The organism is Streptomyces poriferorum (assembly GCF_019399235.1).
In the GTDB taxonomy this organism is placed as follows: domain Bacteria; phylum Actinomycetota; class Actinomycetes; order Streptomycetales; family Streptomycetaceae; genus Streptomyces; species Streptomyces poriferorum.
In genome coordinates this window covers 1-606 of record NZ_JAELVH010000616.1, presented here as the reverse complement: position 1 = coordinate 606, position 606 = coordinate 1, and the positions used below count along the sequence as shown (strand labels likewise).

The 606-nt window shown below is 76.7% G+C and carries 1 protein-coding gene; it reads left to right on the top strand.

The window, feature by feature from the left end; all coding sequences use genetic code 11:
* On the top strand, positions 1-455 hold a 455-nt coding region (locus tag JGS39_RS40055; RefSeq protein WP_505391884.1), incomplete at its 5' end, for an NsdA family TPR-like regulatory protein.
* Positions 456-606: the final 151 nt, after the last annotated feature.

Here is a 606-nt window from a genome sequence, read left to right as displayed (position 1 = left end):
GCCGGGCCGGGCTCGGGGACCGTACCGGCTGCGAACGGGCGCTGGGCCGGGCGCACACCGCGTTCGGGAAGGGGCCGTCCGCGGCGGACCCGGAGTGGATGACCTTCTTCCGGGAGGCGGAGCTGGAGATGCTGGAGGCGCAGTGCTGGTCGGCGCTGGGCGACTGGTCGAGGGCCGCGCGCCACGCACGGCGGGCGACGCGGCTGCAGGACCCGCACTTCACCCGGAACCTGGCGCTGTACCGTGCCGAGCTGACCACGGACCTGGCGCGGGCGGGCCTCACGGAGGAGGCGGCGGCGACGGGGCACCGGGTGCTGGACCTGCTGGACCAGGTCCAGTCGTCCCGGATCCGGACGATGCTGGCGGACGCGGTGACGGTCCTGCGCCCCCGGGGCCGGGGCTCGGTGGACGTCAAGGACTTCCTGGACCGCCACGCGATGGCCGCGGGCGTGTAGGGCGATGCGTCCGGCGGCCCGGCCGCCCGGACGGGGACGTCGGCCCGCTCAGGCCCGTCCGGCGTTCGAGGACGGGGCCCCGCGCCCCACTCAGCCCCGTCCGGCCATCGCGGACGCAAGCCCGCACCCCACTCAAGCCCGTCCGGCGATT